Below are 17667 nucleotides of genomic sequence, written 5' to 3'. Positions count from 1 at the left end.
TTGTCATACACAATCGCCGATTTGAGGCGCCTGTCCACTGGAGAAGAATGTCCGATCGTGGTCCGGGCAGCATTCTTTTGGCTGATCAACTTTTTTGACCCGGCCGGGAATAAAATCGGCTGCACTTGCGTATACTCAATCATGGAACGCAAAGACCGCCCCTTCGATGTCATCGGACAGCTTGCAGCGCTGAGGCGCTACGCGCGCTCGCTGGTGCGCAATTCGGACGAGGCGGAGGATCTGGTGCACGATGCGCTGGTACGCGCCTTCGAGAAGCGCAAGAGCTTCCGCAGCGGCGGCAACCTGCGCACCTGGCTGCTCTCCATCCTGCACAATGCCCATATCGACCGTCTGCGCCGGAACCGGTCGCTGACGCGCCGCCACGACGAGGCGGCTGTCGAAGCCGAGCAGTCGCTGCCGGCCGGCCAGGAACATGCTGTGCGCCTGCAGCAGGTGCGCGACGCCTTCTTCGACCTGCCGGAGGAACAGCGCGAGGCGCTGCATCTCGTCGCCATCGAAGACCTTTCCTACCAGGAAGCAGCCCGGGCGCTCGGCATTCCCGTGGGGACGCTGATGTCGCGCATCTCGCGGGCTCGTGCGCAGCTGCGCGAATTCGAGGAGAAGACACCACGCGTTTCGCATCTGAGAATTATCGGAGGGAACGGCAATGAAAGCAATTGATCCGATCCTCGATGCCGATCTCGACGCCTACGTCGATGGCGAACTCGATGTCGCCCGTCGCATCCAGGTGGAATCCTATCTTTCCGAGCATCCGGCGATTGCCGCCAAGGTCATGGCCGACCTCAGCGTCAAGGGCGAACTGCGTCTGGCGCTTGCCGGCGAAAGTGCCTTCGGCCGCCCCGAGACCCGCGATGCCGCCCGCCGGCTGGAACGTGGCCTTTCCTATGGCCGCATCTTCCATTCCATGCAGCGCATTGCCGCCGTCGGTATTCTGATCGCCGCCGGCTGGGTGGCGCACAATTCCTTCGGCGCCTTCTCGGCGACGGAGGTGTCGGCTTCCGTTCCGGCGCCCGCCTATGTCGAGGATGCCGTTCGCGCTTATCAGACCGCGGCCCTGCGCCAATCGATGCCTTCGCAGACATCGGCCACCTATAACGCTGACGACATCCGCGCCGCCACCGCGATCGTGATGCCCGAACTGCCTAGGGATTGGAAAGTTGCCGACGTGCAGATCTTCCCGTCCGAATTCGGCCCCAGCGTCGAAATGGCGATCGAGCAGTCCGATGGAAAGCGGCTGTCGCTTTTCGCCGTCCGCCCGGGCGCCTTCGAAGTCAAGCCGGTCAGTCATCTCACGCTTGAGAAAGCAGAAGCCGCCTATTGGCAGATCGGCGAGGTCGCCTATGCACTCATCGCCGACGATAGCGGTCTCAATCTCGACCAGGCGGCCGAACGGCTCGCCCGCTCGCTCTATTAATTCAAACCGAGGAGATCAGCATGAACCCGATCAATCCCCGCTACGGTGCCGTCGCCGGCTCCCAGGCCCTCTTCGACGAAGGCCTGCGCCAGCATATGCTGCGCGTCTACAACTATATGGCTCTCGGCCTCGTCATTACAGGCCTCGTGGCCTTTGTCGTCGGCTCGACGCCGGCACTCTACGTCCCGATCTTCGGCTCGCCGCTGAAGTGGGTGGTGATGCTTGCTCCGCTCGCCTTCGTCTTCTTCTTCTCGTTCAAGATCCAGACGATGTCGGCCAGCACCGCTCAGATCACCTTCTGGGCCTTCTGCGCCGTGATGGGCCTGTCGCTCGCTTCCGTCTTCCTGGTCTTCACCGGGATGAGCATTGCGCGGACCTTCTTCATCACCGCCACGATGTTCGGCGCCACCAGCCTCTACGGCTATGCGACCAAGCGTGACCTCTCGCGCATGGGCTCGTTCCTGATGATGGGCCTGTTCGGCATCATCATCGCCAGCATCGTCAACATCTTCCTGGGTTCGAGCGCACTGCAGTTTGCGATCTCGGTGATCGGCATCGTCGTCTTCGTCGGCCTCACCGCCTACGACACACAGAACATCAAGGAACAATATTCGGAAAACTATGATCAGGAATCGAACCAGAAGCTCGCCGTTTTCGGTGCGCTCTCGCTCTACCTGAACTTCGTCAACATCTTCCAGCTTCTGCTCAACTTCACCGGCGAGCGGGAATAGGACTGCGCTTCTGGGGGCAAAGGAAGCGCAAGAGCGCCTGGTCTGCAGTCTGTGACAGGATGGCTGGCTGGGTGCTCACCTAAAGGAAACGGCCGGGTCAACGCCCGGCCGTTTTCGTTTCAAGCGCATCGCGTCAAATCGGACTCATGCCACGTGCTTTAAGTCTTTGTCTTATGCATGTCGTTGTCCCAAAACCGCTGCACACTTTTGGGCGACATGCATCAGATGATACCCCAGGCGCGATAGCGGCCGCGGCCGGTGATTTCGCGAATGCCGATCTCGTTGACGAGGTTGAGCGCGCCGCGCGGCGTAATGCGCAGATGACGGGCGATCATCGCCGCCGAGACCATCGGCCGCGACAGGATGAAATCGGCAAGCTCCGGCAGGCTGCTGTTCGAACGGCGGCCGCGAAAGCGCAGCTCCATCTGTGTGCGCGCCAGGGACAGGCGGTCGATTTCCTTGAGGCCGGCCGCAGCCCCGAGATGCATCGCCTCCAGAAAGGCTAGCAGCCGTGTCGCCCGATCGCGCGCCCGACGACGCTCATGGCGCACCAGTTTCAGTCCGCCGTAGAAAGAAAAGAGGTGCGAGGCAACCTTGCCGCGGGCGCGCAGCTGGCTTGCGACCAGAAGACCGCCGAGCCAGTGCTGACGCCGCAACGGCTCGATCCTCTCCCAGGCTTCGAAAAGGATGACGGCTCCGAGAACCGGCGGCAAGCTGTCGGCCAATGGCAGTACGCTCCGCCACTCCGCAAGCCGCTGTTCCTCGTCCCATTCGTCGTCACCAAGCAAGCCGAGAGGATCTTCGTTGGGCCTTGCCGGGGCAACGGCCGTCTCGCCTGCCGGCGTTTTCCCGGTATGGATATCGAGCAGCTTCTGCGAGCGCGCAAGCAGCGCATCGATCTCCGCCATTTCGGCCGCGAGCGGCCCGTCCTCATCCTCGCCCTCTTCATCGGCCTCAACCGGAGCTGCGAGGCTCTTGGCGTCCTGCGCTTTCCCCTCCCCTTCCCCGCCGGTCGCGGTCAGCGTTGCGAGGCCCGCGACGCCAAGTGCCCAGCCGGGTTCGCCGGTCCATATGCGCCGACGCGCCCGCAGCACGGAATGGGCGATCGTCAGTTCGTGGGTCGGAGCGCGGCTATCCATATGCGCATCATGCAAAACGAGATCCTCGACATGCACGAGTTCGCCGGCCACCCAAAGCGCGCCGGCGGCATCGAAGAAATGACTACGTTCGGCGAAGCCTTCGCCGACCACCGAACGCAACACCCGCTCGTCCAGCCGCGCCAGCGCATCCTCCGCCGCGGTAAGGGAGGGAAGCAGGGTTTGGAGCATTGCACCGTCAATGTCGTAGCGCATTGTTAAGCTTTACAGTTTTTCACAAATGGAAGCAAAATACGAGTTTCTTTCCGATGTATGCCATGGTTAACGGTGTATTTCAACAAAGGTCTGGGAAGGAGCCGTTAAGATGGCTGATCGAGCGGCTGCATAAGGAAGCACTCTCGGACGCGGCATGGCGTTCAGGCATGCCTGCGATTTCTCTCAGATAGACAATCGCATCCTTCGAAGTACCGCTCGCAATCCCCACCATCTCACGCCGTTCCTGGATGGTAACGATCGACGGTTCAAAAATGGGTGTCTTCGAAGTTTGTCAGCTTGTCGACCTCATTAGCTGCGCCAGCCAATTGGGAAACGAAGTCTGTTGCGGAGATGACGCCATGGATCTGGCGCATCGCCGAGGGAGAAATGCCGCCACTGCCGTCATCGCCGGCAGGAACTGCGTCGGCGCGCGCATGCTGGCGAATGGTAGGAGGACGGTTCCACATGGGCTCCGTCCCGTCTGGATGATGCGGCTCTCCCTTTTCCGCATAGCTGCACTGCATAATAAATATTTTACCAAGCGGTCAAAATATGTGCATATTGCCTTCAGTTGATGCAGCTGATGGTTTTCCTCCCAGTGCCATCGCATCAGCTGTTCCCCTCTGGAGGTTTATTGACCTTCACACCTTAAAGGGCCCTGGTTTTCCAGTGGCCCTATTTTTCTGCGTCAGCAGCGAAGCATGAGGGAAGTTTTCTTTCGCGGCAGCCTGTCTTGCCGCACTTGCCCTCTTCGACTGAGGCAAAGAGGAGATCACCTATACCGTGGCCCGTCCCCGGACCTAGTCCTGGTTGGCGACCACCGGCAGGCTGCTTTCGTTTGAAAGACGAGTTTCAGCCTGCCGGGCGGCAGAGACGAGGCGACGCCTTGCGCGGATCGCGTGCCATTGTTGGTCGATCAGGACGCCGATGAGGATCACGCCACCCATGACAGCGAAATTCAACGACGAAGGGATACCAAGGAGATTCACGAGATTCTGCAACTCCTGGAGCAGGACCGTTCCCAGCACGACGCCGACGATCGATCCCTCGCCACCGCGGAGCGAAAAGCCGCCGAGTACGGCAGCGGCAATCGCGTAGAGTTCATAGAACTGGCCGTGGCTCGCCGGCGAGATCGAGCGCGTGTACATGGCGAAGTAAATCGCCGAAAGCGCCGTCAGCAGTCCGCAAATGACATAGGCCGACATGACCATGCGGCCGGTGCGGATACCGGAATAGCGGGCCGCCTCCTCGTTCTTGCCGATCGCGTAAAGATAGCGCCCAAAGACGGAGCGATGGAGCACAACCCACATGGCCACGGCAATGATGACGAGCGCGATGAAAGTGTTGGGAACGCCATAAAACCGCCCTGCGGTCAGGAATTCGAGCTCGGGGAAATTTTGGCCAAAAGCAAAACCCGCCGTTCCGTCGGCGGTATAGAAGCGCGCCGCCCCACGATAAATCAGGAGGCCGCAGAGGGTGACGACGAAGGGCTGCAGGTTGAGCCGGGTGATCAGCCAGCCGTGGACGGCGCCTATGATCGCACCGAGCACGAGAATGAGCGGCAGCGCCAGCATCCATGACATATCCTGGACCGCGATGAAATCGACGAACAGCACGCCGAGAAGCGCGACGAGCGAGCCCACGGAAAGCTCGATACCACCTGTAATGATGACGAAGGCTTGGCCGATCGACAGGATGCCGAACAGGCCGATCAGGTTGGCCGTGTTGGCCAGGTTGATCGGCAGCAGGAAGCGCGGATTGATGATGGCGACGACGATGCCGACGACGACGATCAAAAGCAGCAGTCCGAGATCTTTTTTGATCATCCGAGATCCATCCCCGATACTTATTTGTACAGGCCGCAGCCGCTATTTTACCCGTTTGCCGACAGCAAGCAAAAGGACGCTTTCCTGGCTGATTTCGTCCTCTTCCAATATGCCGGCGATTTGGCCTTCATGCATGACGGCGATGCGGTCCGAAACGCCGATCACCTCTTCCATGTCGCTGGATATCATCAGGATCGCCACTCCCGCGTCGGCAAGCGCTCGCATCAGGCCGTAGATCTCGTTCTTCGCGCCGATATCGATGCCGCGTGTCGGCTCGTCGAAGATCATCACCTTGGGGCTCATCGATAGCCATTTGGCAAGCACCACCTTCTGCTGATTGCCGCCGGACAGAGTGCCGGTTCGCGTCGAAACGGAGGGCGCCTTGATACCGAGACGAACGCGCTGCTTTTCGGCCGCCGCCCTCTCCCGTTCAGCGGAGAGCATGAAGCGGCTGGAGAGTTTGGGGAGATCGGCAAGGGTTATGTTCTGGGCGATCGGGAAATCAAGAAGAATGCCGTTGCGCTTGCGATCCTCCGGCACGAGGAAAATGCCGCGGTCGACGGCGTCCCGGGCAGAGTTGACCGCAATTTGCCGCCCGTCCAGCAGGATGGCTCCGCCGTAGCTCCGATCAATGCCGAAGAGGACCCTTGCAAGCTCGGTGCGGCCCGACCCCACGAGGCCTGCAAGCCCCATGATTTCTCCATACCGGATTTCCAGATCAACGGGACGGCCGGGATAGGCCTCGGTGCGCACGCCGCTTGCCTTCAGCGCAACCGAGCCGGGCGAGCGCTGCGGTTTTGCGGTTCGGGCCGCAAGCACCCGACCGATCATCAGCTTGACCATCTGATCGTGGCCAATGTCTTTATTGGCGAGTGTGCCCACCAGCGTGCCGTCGCGCAGGACCACGACCCGGTCTGCGACGCGCTCAACCTCGTGGAGGCGATGCGAGATGAAAATGACACTGATGCCATCCGCTTTCAGCAATTTGATAATGCTCAGGAGCCGCTCGGTTTCGGCCAGCGGCAGGCTCGACGTGGGTTCGTCGAAAATGACGAGCCTGGCGTTGATGGATAGCGCCTTGGCGATTTCCACCATCTGCTGCTCGGCCAGGGAAAGCGATGCAACCGGTGTGTCGGCGGAAAAATGCGCCCCAACGCGCTTCAGGAGCGGCTTGACCAGGTCTCGCAGTCGATCTCGATCGACGAGCTTGAAAGGTCCGGCCTTCAGCGGTTCGCGGCCCAGGAAGATATTGGCGGCAACGTCGAGATTCTCAAAGAGATTGAGTTCCTGGTGCACGAAGGCGATGCCGGATGCGATGCTCGATTCCACGGTGAGGGAACGAAGCTCTGCCCCGTCGAGCATGATCGTTCCTCGGTCGGGGGTAATCACGCCGCCGAGAATCTTCATCAGCGTCGATTTTCCAGCCCCGTTCTCGCCAACGAGGCCGATGACCTCGCCAGGCATGATGTCGATCGACAGGCCCTCAAGGGCAACGACACCTGGATAAGTCTTGCCAACGCCGGAAAGCGAAAGGAACGGCGTTGCAAGCGCGTCCGGTGACGGGATGTCGGAACTGTGGTTCATCGCCTGTCCATGGCTGCTAAAGCTGTCGGCATGAGACGTCTTTCGCGGCGGCGGCAAGTGCCCCGCCGCGAAGGAGGGTTATTTACCAGCCATGGCCTTCAGGTTGGCGGCATATTTGTCAACGTCATCTTTACCGATGATCACGGTCGGAATGATGATCAAGCCGTTGCTGGGAACGCCGGATTTGTCGCCCTTGAGATAGGCTGCCATCAGCTTCATGCCCTGATAGGCCCACTCGAACGGCTGCTGCACGACGGTCGCCGCGATGGTGCCTTCCTTGACGCCGCCGAGCGTGATTGGATCGTCATCAAAGCCGACGACGGTAATCTGGCCGAGTTTGCCGGCGTCGCGCAGCGCCTCATAGATGCGCGGCGTGTTGTAGGAGTAGAAGCCGACCATGCAAGTGACGTCAGGGCTGGCCACCAGCGCGTCCTCGACGTTCTTCTTTGCGCGCGTTTGATCGATATCGTCGCCGCGTACATCGGTCAACTCGATCTTCGTGCCCTTCAGGCCGTCCTTCATGCCCTGGATGCGTTCCTTGGCGTTGTCGGCGCCGAGCAGGCCGACGAAGCCGATGCACTTGCCGCCGTCCGGCATCGCCTTCTTGGCGATTTCGGCTGCCTGCAGGCCAGCGTCGATGTTGGATGAACCGATATAGGCGACGCGATTGGTCTGCGGCGCGTCACTGTCGGTGGTGAAGAGAGCGGTCTGCGAGCCAATTTTATTCAGGCCGTCCGTCTGCGTCTTTGGATCGACCGCAGAGACCATGATGCCCTTCACGCCAGCACTGACCAAGTCTTCCATCAGGCGTTGCTGAACGGCGACCGATGCCTGCTCAGGGTATTTCAGCTCCATCTGGTAGTCTGGCATTTCGCCCTGCGCCTTCTTCACGCCCGCTTCTGCAGCTTTCCAGAAGTCGGACGCGCCGTTGACGACGAATGCAAGTGTCGGCTTGTCGGCAGCATGGGATACGGCAATCGGCGCCGTGCTCAGCATCAACCCGGCGAAGAACAAGGCTGCATTGCGTTTCAGCTTCTTCATAACATACCTCCCGAGGGCCGCGGTTGCGTTGGCCCGTTTGCGATGAGCGGCCGGCCGGATGCACGCCCCCTCCCTGGGGCCGTCGCGCAAGCGACGAGTGGCATATGTTCCGATCGCTCCCCGACGGTATACAATTATCTTAATTAGTAAATAGTATTATCAACCTGCATCAAAACATTTGATCATACTTTATATCATGCGCAATTTTTTTACCGGAAAATGTTGGAATATATAGCGTTATGGCAGTTCACTCCATTGTCAGCGCTTTCGAATGACTGCTAATGTTTATTAGCTGCCGCGCCCATCAACCCCGATCGGAGACAATTTCCAAGAATGCGAAAACCAACGGCCCAAAAGCGGAACAGGCATCCCGCCGAAAAGCCCGCCCGCGTGACGATGACGGACATCGCCGCGGCGGCGGGGTGCTCGCAGGCAGCTGTTTCCTTCGTCCTCAATGATACGCCCGGCACCCGTATCTCGCAGCAGACGCGCGACCGGGTTTTGGAGGCGGCGCGTGCGCTCGGCTATGTGGGGCCGACCTATACGACCACGGCCTCCTATTCGGGAACGGACAATGTGATTGGTTTTGCGGTGGATCAGCTTGCCACCAGCCCGGAAGCGATCGTCGCGATCGAAGGCGCACGGCAAGCCTCCTGGAACGCCGGCAATGTCCTCCTGGTAACACAGACGCTCGGCGATCCTGTCATGGAGCCGAAGGCAATCGAGGCGTTGACGAACGGGGGCATATCGGCCCTTATTTATATGACGATCTATACCCGCCAGATCGAGCTCCCTTCTTATATCTACAAGCTGAAAATCCCGACAGTATTGCTGAACTGCTACACGGCGGACCATGCCTTTCCTGCCGTGGTGCCGAGCGAGATCGCCGGAGGCCAAAGCTCGACGCGGCATCTGATCATGCACGGCCATCATCGCATCGCGACGATCACTGGCGAAATCTGGATGCAGGCTGCGCAGGATAGGCTGACGGGATATCGCCGGGCGCTGGCCACCGCCGATATACCCTTCGATCCGGACTCGGTGGTTGAAGGCGACTGGTCGGCCGGCGCCGGCTATGCCGCCACGATGAAACTGCTTGCCCTGACAGAGCCGCCGACCGCGATCTTCTGCCAGAACGACCGCACGGCTATCGGGTGCTACGAAGCGCTGAAAGACGCAGGGCTCCGCATTCCCCAGGACATGTCGGTGGTGGGTTACGATGACGAAGAGATTTCGCGACATCTCGTACCGCCGCTGACGACTTCGGTTCTTCCACATCTCGCCATGGGGCAATGGGCGATCGAACATCTCAACCCGGAAAGCATGCCCGGCAAGCGCTATCCGATCGCAAAGCTCGAATGCTCTCTCGTGAAGCGTCATTCCGTCGCCGCGCCGCGGACCGCAGCGCGGCTGATCCACGATGGAGCGCATGCTCAGCCGTAACTCTCGGGTCTGCGCCAACGCCAAACGCCGCCGGCTCTGGGCCGGAAAATTGACCGCTCTCCCTGGCGCGCAGCGACCACATGGCCGTGGCCGAACCGGTCACGACACCGGTTGAAAAAGTCGAAAGAGACAATGGGTGCTGCGGCGACGAAAAGTCGACGACCGACGAAGGTCGACTGCGGTACGGGGCATCGGCATCCAGCCTGCCAGGGAATTCAAGCGAACTGAGGAGAGGGCGCAAAGAGTGGTCAAACGTCCGGCCCGCCCGAGAAGGACGGACCGTTTGCTTGATCCAATACCCGCAGGGGCAACGGTTCACTGGAATTTTGTCATATTCTCAGGTGTGACCAGCGCCGCGCCGGAGTCGATCAAAGACTCGACCTTCTCTCCGCGAATCGACTTTACCAGTGCATCCACACCGAGTTCAGCCATCTTGGTGGGGAACTGCGCCACCGACGCATCCTCCACTCCACTCTTCAACGCCTCCTCTTCACCGCAGCAGAAGTCGAAACCGACCAGCACAATCTTGTCGTTGGCAGTGCCGGCGTTCTTGATGGCGCGCGCCGCTCCAGCAGCGGGCGGGCCGCAAGCGGCATAAATGGCCTTGAGGTCTGGGTTCTTCGTCAGCAGATCCTCGGCGACACTGATCCCGAGTTCCTCGCTGCAGTTTGTGGCGCCTTTCCCAACGATCTTGACATCAAGACCGTTGAGCCCTTCAAGCATACCCTTCACACGGTCATCAAGCGCCGGCACGCCGGGCACGCCCTCAAGAATCCCCATGGTGTCGCCGGCCTTAAGAACAGTTTTGAGATATTCGCCGGCGATTTTGCCTGCAGCGAAATTATCCGTCGTGGCAAGCGCCGTCCTGCCTTTCCAATCCGGAATATTGTTATCCATCAGCACGACCTTGATACCGGCCGCCACTGCCTTGTCCAGGGCTGTTGACACGGTGGGATCGACAGGCGTGAGGGCGATGCCCTGCACCCCTCGAGTCACCATTGATTCGATTTGTGCAATCTGGCCCTCGATGTCGGTTGCGGACGCACCCTGGCCGTAGATGATCTCTACCCCGGGATTTCTCTTTGCATATTCTTTGGCTGCGTTCTCCATTGTTGCAAAGAACGGTACGGGGAATTTCGTTATAAAGCCGAGTTTCACCGGCTCCTGCGCCAAGGACGGGACTGCGGCGACGGCCAGGAGCGCAAGAGCTCCCAGCAGGGATTGCGGTTTCATGATACACCTCCCACGTTTTCGACCGCCCTCCTCTAGAGCGATCTCGTTGTCCGCTGCCCCAACGAAGCAGCGATCTCCCTTAAGCCTCGGCGCCGACAATCATCGCGACAACGTCCTGCTTGTTTGCTTCCGTTGGCTTCAATTCGCCCACCTTCCGACCCTGCCGCAGCACAACCGCCCGATCGGCGATTTCGACCACATGCTCCATGTTGTGCGTGATGATGATCACGGCGTTGCCGTCGGCTTTGAGCTGTTTGATAAGGTCAAGAACCTGGCGAGACTCGCGAAGACCGAGGGCGGCCGTCGGTTCGTCAAGAATCACCAGCTTGCGCGCAAAAACTATGGCGCGCGCGACCGCGATCGCCTGTCGTTGTCCGCCGGACATCAGCGCGACCGGCGCATCGAATCTCGGCAGCTTAACCTTCAGACGATCGATGACACTCGCCGCTTCCTGCCTCATCGCGCCCGTGTTGAGGAAGCGGAGCGGACGCGGCAACCAAGAGGGAAAAGCGACTTCCCGTCCGCAATAGAAATTCTGTACGGGGGTCAGGTTGTCGAAAAGCGCCAGATCCTGATAGACGGTTTCGATGCCGGCGCGGCGGGCGGCTGCCGTCGAATGGAGCGATACGGGAGCACCATCCACGAGGATTTCTCCTTCGTCGAGGCTATGAAGCCCGCTAATGCATTTGACGAGCGTCGACTTGCCGGCGCCGTTGTCACCCAAGAGAGCGGTTACCTCACCTGAATAGGCATCAAAGCTTACATTTTTCAGGGCATGGATTGCGCCGAAGCGCTTCTGGGCGTTTCGAACCGAAAGTGCCGGTGTGATGGATGTCGGGTTCATCGTGCGCTCGCCGATTGAAGCACGCGTGCGCGCGCTTCGAGATGGTTACGGAGCACGTCAGCCTCTACGGCAATGACGATAACGAGCCCAATCGCGATCATTTGAAAGAACACGTCGACGCCGAGAAGGTTAAGGGCGTTGCGGATGACGCCGATCAGCACGGCGCCGATCAGGGCGTGGCCGAGATGACCTCGTCCGCCCAGGAAGCTAGCGCCACCGATAATCACAGCAGCAATCGTGTCGAGCTCCAAAAGATTGCCGTAGATTGGCGAGGCGGCGGCGGTCCGGCCCGCGAGCAGCACCGCGCCGAGGCCTGCACAAAAGCCGGAAATAATATAGGTCGAAAGCAGAATGCCCCTTACCGGTATACCCATGCTTCTGGCAGCATTCGGCGAGCCGCCGACCGCATAGATCCATCGGCCACAGACCATCGACTTCGTCAGGATCAGAAAAAGAAGCCCGAACATGCCGACGACAAAGAATGAATTGGGCACGCCAAGCGTCGTGCCACCGCCGATCGCCGTCACAGCATCGGGCATTCCGCGCATGGTGGTGTGGCCCGGCGCCAATGCGAGTGCCAGGCCGCGGCAGATACTCAAGCTTGCAAGTGTAATGATAAAGGGATGTGGCAGCCGCCCGTAGACAAAGACCACGCCGTTGACCGCACCGACAGCCGTACCCGCAACCAGCATGGCCATAATGACGACGGTTGAGGAATCAACCTGCTGGTAGACGAGTCCGCCGATGACTGTCGCCAGCGCAAGATTCGAGCCGACAGACAGATCGATCCCTCGCGTCAGGATAACGAGTTGCTGCCCCATCGCCACAACGGCAATCACTGCCGTCTGCGCCAAGATGTTCCCCAGGTTAACGGGCTTTAGAAAAGCCGGCGTGATCAAACTGACGACGGCGATGAGCAATATCAGGATCAACAGCGGGCCAAGGCTCAACAGCTTCAGTCCCAATGCGATGCCAGATTGTCTCGGGCGGAAGGTTGCTTGCGAACCACCAGGCCGCGACGAATTCTGAGGCAGAATCCCGGAGTCTTCCAAATTCCCCTAGCCTCCCCTGTTTTTTATACATAAGAAACATATGATACACGTACGTCAACTTGTTTTTTATGGATATCCAACCATACCTGGAGTTGCGTAATGAGAACCGATACGACCTTCAAGCGGGCATTCAATGATATGATCGAGATCATTCGAACGCTCGATCTTGGGGAGGAATTGCCGTCCGAAAATGCGCTGCGCGCCCAGCTTGGCGTGAGCAGGACAACGGTGCGAAAGGTGCTGGCAGGGATGGCCGCACGTGGGATCATCATGTCTGAAGCCCACCGACGGATTATACGCAAGCAGCCGCGGCAGAAAGAGCGCTATCCGAAGGAAGAGACCTTGGCAATTTCGGAACAGGTCGAGACGAGCTTCATGGAATGGATGCTGCGCGGTGATGCCTGTCCGGGCACAGAAATCAATGAGACGGAATTGGCCCGGAAATTCGGCGTTGCGACAACGATTATCCGTGAATTTCTCAACCGATTTCAGAAATATGGGCTGATCGAAAAGCGTCAGAATGCCGGCTGGGTTTTTAAGGGGTTCACAGCCAGTTTCGCGCTCGAACTGTTCGAGATCAGGGAGATGTTCGAAATGCGCTCCGCACGGCTGTTCGCCGCCCTGCCCGACGGGTCGCCCGTCTGGAAACAGATCCAGGCTATGCGGGCGGCACATTTGGAGCTGCTCGCAGATATCGACGCTCGATTTCAGGATTTCTCGGAGCTGGACAGCCGATTTCACCGGCTGATTGCGGCAGTCGCGCCAAACCGCTTTATCGAAAGCTTCCAAGACGTGATCGCCATGGTCTTCCACTATCATTATCAGTGGAACAAGCGCGATGAACGCGCGCGGAATGAGGTTGCCATCAAGGAACATCTCGCGTTAATCGAAGCCCTTGAAAGCCGCAACGTCGCCTCCATCGATCGCGCCTGTCGGCTGCATCTGACGTCCGCCCGCGAGACTTTGCTTCGTTCGATCATGCAATAGCCCCTGTAAGTGCGCTCTCGATTAGCACCGACTTCGAAGTCCGTTTGATTCGCCCACGCTTGGCGCTGTGCACGACGTCGTCGGCCTTGACCCTGCGTCCTCTCTTCGGTATTCCGGCTGCCGTCCTGGCAGCATCCGCCGGCTCTGCCGCAACTTCGGCTGACTGCGTTTCAAAGGCCCACTTTTTTGCGCGAGGTTTGCGCTGCTTCTTAATCGTATCGCCGCTTATCGTCGCGAGGGGACAGCATAATGATCCGGGTGACAACTAGAACCCGTCTACAATCGACTGGACGGACGCACATCACTCCGCGCTCCGTAGCAGAACCGTCAAGGGTCCTCCGTTCCACTTGAACTCGCTAATACTGGATGCTATGTGCGACACCGGGTCTGCAGTTCACCCAGGCATCGCCGTTCCCCCGAACACGCTAAACCTGCCTGTCAAGATAGATATGGACACCAATCCGTGCCATGTCGGAAGGGCGATCGCCGATGATCCTTTTGGACGGCACGACCGAAGGATAGGTCATGTCCAGAAAACTCATACCGCTCAATCTGAGCGACACTTCGACTTTCGCCAAATCTCTGAGATCGCAACTATCCCATCATGATGGGCTTCCGTCCCACCTCGAAGTCTTGAACATGCTTGCCAAAGCTGCCGGGCACCGCAACTTTCAAAGTCTGCGGGCGACCGCGGAAATCGCAGATAATCCTCCACTAAAGCCATCGGCCGAGAAACCGTTTCGGCGACCTTCTGAGGTCGATCAGAGGCAAGTCGAGCGAATTGCCCGCTGCTTTGATGGCAAAGGCCGATTGCTGCGGTGGCCGGCGCGACGCACCGACCAGATCGTTTCACTTTGGATATTGTGGACGCAGATTCCGGCAGCACGCGAGCTCTCCGAGCCAGATGTAAACATCCTGCTCAATGAGCGCCATGACTTCGGCGATTACGCACTTCTGCGCCGCGAGCTCTGTGATCTCGGGCTGATGACCCGGACGCCGAACGGACGTATTTACAGGCGCGTGGAACGTCCAATGCCCGCCGAGGCAGCAGGGACACTCCGTCTTATTTCCATGCGCTGATCAATCAATATTGAGGAACCGGAAACTCCGGCCAGAAACGATGCAGGTTATCGAAACAGGCATGTTCCTGGGTCGGATACCCTTTGCTCGAGTCGGAACTGATCCAAACCCCATTCTCATCATCAACGGCGGACAGGTGGTGCGATCCAATCGGAGGGCTGGTTGCTGTCGGCATGGGACATTGATTTCCTTCCACCTGGCGAATCGACAGCATCGAATGCAATTCGCGAGGGGACGGCCGAACGCGACCTTCTGTCGGCGCGGTTATGCCGCCCTGATCCTGAGATTGCTTCTCAACGCGGCCACATGGCCGGTGGCGCTGTCGAGATGAAATTGGTTGACGAGTTCACGCAGCCTGCTCGCCTCACTTGACAAAGACGCTGCCGCTGCAGTCGACTGCTCGACCATCGCCGCGTTCTGCTGGGTGGACTGATCCATTTGATTGACGGCGGTGTTGATTTCGGCGAGGCCCGTGGACTGCTCTCGCGCCGACGTTGCGATGGCTGCCATCAGCTGATTGATCTGAGACACATGGTCGCCGATAGACTTGAGCGACTGGCCCGTTTCGAGGACCAATTTCACGCCCGTGCCGACTTCGACTGATGACTTTTCGATGAGTCCCTTGATTTCCTTCGCCGCCGTCGCTGCGCGCTGTGCGAGCTCGCGTACCTCCTGTGCGACAACGGCAAAGCCTTTGCCGGCTTCTCCGGCGCGGGCTGCCTCGACGCCTGCATTCAGCGCCAGAAGGTTTGTCTGGAAAGCGATTTCGTCGATCACGCCGATGATATTGGAGATTTGCTCCGAGCTGTCCTCAATGCGCCTCATAGCCTGTTCGGCTTGAGACACGACGGCAGCGGAACGTTCCGCACTGACATTAGCCTCCTGCGCGACATTGCGGGCCTCGTCGGTTCGTTTGGACGCGGTGGAAACGTTGGTGGTAATCTCATCGAGAGCTGCCGCCGTCTCTTCCAAAGACGCGGCCTGCTGCTCCGTACGCTTGGAAAGATCTTGCGCACCGGACGCGATTTCGCGCGTTCCATTGTCGATGCTGTGCACCGTTTGCAGGACAGCGCCAATTGCCGTCCCGAGTTGCTTGAGGGACGTGTTGAAATCTTCCCGCAGTTGCTCGTATTCCTCGGCGAAGGGCTCCGCCAGCTGGAAAGAGACATCGCCGCCTGCAAGACGTCTCAGTCCGTCACCTAGGGTGGTCGTCGCAAACCGTAATTGTTGCGCTTCACGCTCGGCGCGCTCCTGTGCAGTTGCACGTGCGGCCTCCGACTGGCTTCGCGATGCCGACGCTTCCTGCTCCAGGCGAAGAACATGTATGGCGTTCTGTCGGAACACTTCGACCGCTGCTGCCATTGCGCCAATCTCGTCGGCGCGGCCGGCATAAGGGATCTCGCTTTGCAGATCCCCGTCGGACAAGATTTTCATGGCTGAGGCGATGCGGCGGATCGGGCTCGCGACGCCGAGCACGGCGAATATCGTTCCGGCTAAAGCGACTAGAACGGCAAGAGTTGCAATTATTGCTGTGATTATGAACGCCGTGCGTGCGGCAGCGCCGCTTGCCGCCACATAGGTCTCGCTCTGGCTCAAGATGAAGGCCACGAGATCAGAAATCTTCTGGCCGACCAGATCGGATTGCGGCTCCATACTCTCGCGGAAAAGACTGACCGCCTCGGCTCCCTTTCCACTGTCCTGTAATTTAGCCATATGTTCAGCAAGCTCGCCGTACTTCTTGAGTTCCGAGTTGACCTGAGTGATCAGTTCCCGGCCCCGCTCGGTACGCACGCCTTTCACATATTCATCGATCGCGGTCTGGACAGCGGACTTCGCGTCGTCGACCAGTTTAGCTTCAGCGGCTTGATTTTCTGGTGACGCCTCCAACAGATAGCGCGCGTAAGCAAGCTTCAAATCGGAGAAATTCCCCTTGATATCCCTCGCGGTAACCAGGCGTTTCATCCAGAAGCCACCAATTTGCTGGGTGTTGTCGTTCAAGGTCGAGATCGTGCTGAGGGAACTGTAGGACAGGACAACGAGGAAGACACAAATGACGGATAAAACCGCAACAAGGGCCTGCTTGACATTCGGGCGCTTCATTCGGATCTCCAGCTCCTGAGGACGACCGCGCGGGTCACGTAGCTGCAAGAATTCGCCCGACTGGCTAATTTAGAATTAACTTTATTTACTTCGGTCGCCGCAGGCTTGATTATTCTCGTTGCTTACAAACGACACATAGCAAAGCCGTCCGCGCGTACCATCAGGGGGTTGCATCCAGGGCCAATTGCGAATCGCGACGATGCCGATTTGGCGCCGACCATAGCAATCGCGGCGCGGCGCGGTTTCCCCTTGACCTTACCTGCGGTAGACGCCCTAGGCAGCCGGCTCGGTCGGGACCGGCTACAATCCCAAGGATGCGAGTGCCAGCGCATCGCGTTCGACAAGTCGAAGACCGGTCGGCCGGCGGAGGCTCAAGCTGGGCGGCACGAACGTCCGTCCGCCAATTCGATGATCGTGATGAGGACTTCATCCGCTTGCCACCCCGCTGCAGCGGCTCGGTCGATGAGAGCTGCGAAATCCAAATGCAAAACAACGGATTGGAATTTCGATCATGAGCCCTCTCCGACGGTGCCGGTCCCACCGCCGGCGCACCCGTGCAGCGCCCCATAGGCCAATCCACCACCCGGAAGCCGCTCGTCGATCTGCGCTACGCCGAAAGGCAAAACGCTCGCTTGCGCCGACTGGCGCTTTCCAGATGCGCGATCTGTTCGCGCAGGCCGTCGAGGACGGCGTTTGAGGCGATGGCTGGGTTCATGATCTCCTTCGACGGTAACCCGTTTCAGCTTGAGTAACAGCAATATGTTCTGTATCTGTTCCTATGGCGTAAATGAGTCAATGCGCATGTAACCCGCTGAAGTTGAGCACCGGAACAAGACAGAAAAATCGCCAGCGGGTTCACTCGGATGTTGAGGCAGGAATATTTTCGGATGCGCCGAACGCGGCTTGTGGACGATGCGATCCCGAGACTGAAAGATCACAAGGTCCCGGTGGTCGAACTC

Annotated in this window: 15 protein-coding genes and 1 pseudogene; 6 read left to right on the top strand and 10 right to left on the bottom strand. The window is 59.1% G+C overall.

What is annotated here, in order from left to right:
- Positions 1–141 precede the first annotated feature (141 nt).
- Genes ACMUVN_RS10835 through ACMUVN_RS10825 form a run of 3 tightly spaced genes read left to right on the top strand, consistent with a single transcriptional unit; the run spans position 142 to position 2166 of the window.
- Entirely contained in the window at positions 142–681 is a 540-nt protein-coding gene (locus ACMUVN_RS10835; protein ID WP_097595606.1) for a sigma-70 family RNA polymerase sigma factor, read from the top strand.
- Positions 668–1435, top strand: a complete 768-nt coding sequence (locus ACMUVN_RS10830) for an anti-sigma factor family protein (protein WP_097595605.1) — start codon at positions 668–670, stop codon at positions 1433–1435. Before ACMUVN_RS10835 ends, ACMUVN_RS10830 begins: the two co-directional genes overlap by 14 nt.
- Before the next feature lie 20 nt (positions 1436–1455).
- Positions 1456–2166 carry a Bax inhibitor-1/YccA family protein gene (locus ACMUVN_RS10825; protein WP_063475943.1) on the top strand — a complete coding sequence of 237 codons (711 nt, stop codon included), beginning with the start codon at positions 1456–1458 and terminating at the stop codon, positions 2164–2166.
- Between the two features lie 221 nt (positions 2167–2387).
- Here ACMUVN_RS10825 and ACMUVN_RS10820 read toward each other — a convergent pair whose 3' ends face one another.
- From ACMUVN_RS10820 to ACMUVN_RS10800, 5 genes are all read right to left on the bottom strand, one after another.
- The gene (locus ACMUVN_RS10820; protein ID WP_097595603.1) at positions 2388–3518 is read right to left on the bottom strand and encodes an RHE_PE00001 family protein; all 1131 of its coding nucleotides are present in this window, start codon (positions 3516–3518) and stop codon (positions 2388–2390) included.
- Positions 3519–3784: 266 nt separating this feature from the next.
- Positions 3785–3985, bottom strand: coding sequence for a hypothetical protein (locus ACMUVN_RS10815; protein ID WP_414815131.1), 201 nt, complete (start codon positions 3983–3985; stop codon positions 3785–3787).
- 333 nt (positions 3986–4318) lie between these two features.
- The gene (locus ACMUVN_RS10810) at positions 4319–5344 is read right to left on the bottom strand and encodes an ABC transporter permease (protein WP_047612583.1); all 1026 of its coding nucleotides are present in this window, start codon (positions 5342–5344) and stop codon (positions 4319–4321) included.
- Between the two features lie 42 nt (positions 5345–5386).
- Positions 5387–6928, bottom strand: a complete 1542-nt coding sequence (locus ACMUVN_RS10805; RefSeq protein ID WP_414815130.1) for a sugar ABC transporter ATP-binding protein — start codon at positions 6926–6928, stop codon at positions 5387–5389.
- A 78-nt stretch (positions 6929–7006) separates the two neighbouring features.
- Positions 7007–7969, bottom strand: coding sequence for a sugar-binding protein (locus tag ACMUVN_RS10800; protein ID WP_028756645.1), 963 nt, complete (start codon positions 7967–7969; stop codon positions 7007–7009).
- 333 nt (positions 7970–8302) lie between these two features.
- On the opposite strand from ACMUVN_RS10800, the gene ACMUVN_RS10795 reads away from it, so the two are divergent.
- On the top strand, positions 8303–9412 hold the full coding sequence (locus tag ACMUVN_RS10795; protein WP_414815129.1) for a LacI family DNA-binding transcriptional regulator: 1110 nt from the start codon (positions 8303–8305) through the stop codon (positions 9410–9412).
- Between the two features lie 315 nt (positions 9413–9727).
- On the opposite strand, the gene ACMUVN_RS10790 is transcribed toward ACMUVN_RS10795, so the two are convergent.
- The 3 genes from ACMUVN_RS10790 to ACMUVN_RS10780 all read right to left on the bottom strand — a co-directional run bounded on the left by ACMUVN_RS10790 (position 9728) and on the right by ACMUVN_RS10780 (position 12541).
- Complete coding sequence (locus tag ACMUVN_RS10790; protein ID WP_063475938.1) at positions 9728–10645, bottom strand: sugar ABC transporter substrate-binding protein; 918 nt, start codon at positions 10643–10645, stop codon at positions 9728–9730.
- Positions 10646–10724: 79 nt separating this feature from the next.
- Positions 10725–11489 (bottom strand): ATP-binding cassette domain-containing protein, encoded by a 765-nt coding sequence (locus ACMUVN_RS10785; RefSeq protein WP_047612577.1) that lies wholly within the window; start codon positions 11487–11489, stop codon positions 10725–10727.
- Complete coding sequence (locus tag ACMUVN_RS10780; RefSeq protein WP_176707396.1) at positions 11486–12541, bottom strand: ABC transporter permease; 1056 nt, start codon at positions 12539–12541, stop codon at positions 11486–11488. The genes ACMUVN_RS10785 and ACMUVN_RS10780 overlap by 4 nt, the downstream gene beginning before the upstream one ends.
- A gap of 99 nt (positions 12542–12640) precedes the next feature.
- On the opposite strand from ACMUVN_RS10780, the gene ACMUVN_RS10775 reads away from it, so the two are divergent.
- Positions 12641–13528, top strand: coding sequence for a GntR family transcriptional regulator (locus ACMUVN_RS10775; RefSeq protein WP_047612575.1), 888 nt, complete (start codon positions 12641–12643; stop codon positions 13526–13528).
- A gap of 525 nt (positions 13529–14053) precedes the next feature.
- Positions 14054–14608, top strand: a complete 555-nt coding sequence (locus tag ACMUVN_RS10770) for a DUF2087 domain-containing protein (RefSeq protein ID WP_047612574.1) — start codon at positions 14054–14056, stop codon at positions 14606–14608.
- A 264-nt stretch (positions 14609–14872) separates the two neighbouring features.
- Here the strand turns inward: ACMUVN_RS10770 and ACMUVN_RS10765 are convergent, their stop codons facing one another.
- Both ACMUVN_RS10765 and ACMUVN_RS10760 read right to left on the bottom strand, forming a co-directional pair.
- Positions 14873–16708 carry a methyl-accepting chemotaxis protein gene (locus ACMUVN_RS10765; RefSeq protein WP_047613437.1) on the bottom strand — a complete coding sequence of 612 codons (1836 nt, stop codon included), beginning with the start codon at positions 16706–16708 and terminating at the stop codon, positions 14873–14875.
- Positions 16709–17232: 524 nt separating this feature from the next.
- Positions 17233–17423: pseudogene (locus tag ACMUVN_RS10760) on the bottom strand (damage-inducible mutagenesis protein); the annotation flags it as partial.
- Positions 17424–17667: the final 244 nt, after the last annotated feature.

This window comes from Rhizobium sp. IY2, from assembly GCF_047532935.1.
Lineage (GTDB): Bacteria > Pseudomonadota > Alphaproteobacteria > Rhizobiales > Rhizobiaceae > Rhizobium > Rhizobium anhuiense.
Note: the sequence above shows the minus strand (reverse complement) of the source record. Positions and strands in the feature narration are given on the sequence as shown.

Coding starts and splice junctions, on each gene's coding strand:
- ACMUVN_RS10835 (WP_097595606.1), top strand. CDS start 142: ATGGAACGCAAAGACCGCCCCTTCGATGTCATCGGACAGCTTGCAGCG.
- ACMUVN_RS10810 (WP_047612583.1), bottom strand. CDS start 5,344: ATGATCAAAAAAGATCTCGGACTGCTGCTTTTGATCGTCGTCGTCGGC.
- ACMUVN_RS10795 (WP_414815129.1), top strand. CDS start 8,303: ATGCGAAAACCAACGGCCCAAAAGCGGAACAGGCATCCCGCCGAAAAG.
- ACMUVN_RS10805 (WP_414815130.1), bottom strand. CDS start 6,928: ATGAACCACAGTTCCGACATCCCGTCACCGGACGCGCTTGCAACGCCG.
- ACMUVN_RS10775 (WP_047612575.1), top strand. CDS start 12,641: ATGAGAACCGATACGACCTTCAAGCGGGCATTCAATGATATGATCGAG.
- ACMUVN_RS10770 (WP_047612574.1), top strand. CDS start 14,054: ATGTCCAGAAAACTCATACCGCTCAATCTGAGCGACACTTCGACTTTC.
- ACMUVN_RS10825 (WP_063475943.1), top strand. CDS start 1,456: ATGAACCCGATCAATCCCCGCTACGGTGCCGTCGCCGGCTCCCAGGCC.
- ACMUVN_RS10765 (WP_047613437.1), bottom strand. CDS start 16,708: ATGAAGCGCCCGAATGTCAAGCAGGCCCTTGTTGCGGTTTTATCCGTC.
- ACMUVN_RS10785 (WP_047612577.1), bottom strand. CDS start 11,489: ATGAACCCGACATCCATCACACCGGCACTTTCGGTTCGAAACGCCCAG.
- ACMUVN_RS10820 (WP_097595603.1), bottom strand. CDS start 3,518: ATGCGCTACGACATTGACGGTGCAATGCTCCAAACCCTGCTTCCCTCC.
- ACMUVN_RS10830 (WP_097595605.1), top strand. CDS start 668: ATGAAAGCAATTGATCCGATCCTCGATGCCGATCTCGACGCCTACGTC.
- ACMUVN_RS10800 (WP_028756645.1), bottom strand. CDS start 7,969: ATGAAGAAGCTGAAACGCAATGCAGCCTTGTTCTTCGCCGGGTTGATG.
- ACMUVN_RS10790 (WP_063475938.1), bottom strand. CDS start 10,645: ATGAAACCGCAATCCCTGCTGGGAGCTCTTGCGCTCCTGGCCGTCGCC.
- ACMUVN_RS10815 (WP_414815131.1), bottom strand. CDS start 3,985: ATGTGGAACCGTCCTCCTACCATTCGCCAGCATGCGCGCGCCGACGCA.